Source organism: Pantoea sp. GbtcB22, assembly GCF_019091025.1.
Classification (GTDB): Bacteria; Pseudomonadota; Gammaproteobacteria; order Enterobacterales; family Enterobacteriaceae; genus Pantoea; species Pantoea leporis.
In genome coordinates this window covers 1-253 of the sequence record NZ_JAGXKB010000458.1, presented here as the reverse complement: position 1 = coordinate 253, position 253 = coordinate 1, and the positions used below count along the sequence as shown (strand labels likewise).

1 protein-coding gene is annotated in these 253 nt (G+C 57.3%); it reads left to right on the top strand.

Annotated features, from left to right (window positions below):
• On the top strand, positions 1–203 hold a 203-nt coding region (locus tag KVT28_RS25720), incomplete at its 5' end, for a hypothetical protein (RefSeq protein ID WP_306665703.1).
• Positions 204–253 lie beyond the last annotated feature (50 nt).

Genomic DNA, 253 nt, shown 5'->3' with positions numbered 1-253 from the left:
AGGCAACCGATATGAACGAACTTAACAGTAACCGGATTAACGCGGAGATCGCCAAACTGCTGGCGGAGACGCAGAAGCTGAACGCGGAGGCGGGCAAGCTGAACCGCGAAACGTTCTGGTATCCCGTGGCGGCTTCAACCGGGATGATTGGCGCTGTCGCGACGATCACCGTGCTGATTATGAAAGAGCTGGGCTACACCTGACAGCGGAGTATGGCCGGACACCGCAGCCCCGAAAGGGGCTTGTTTTATCT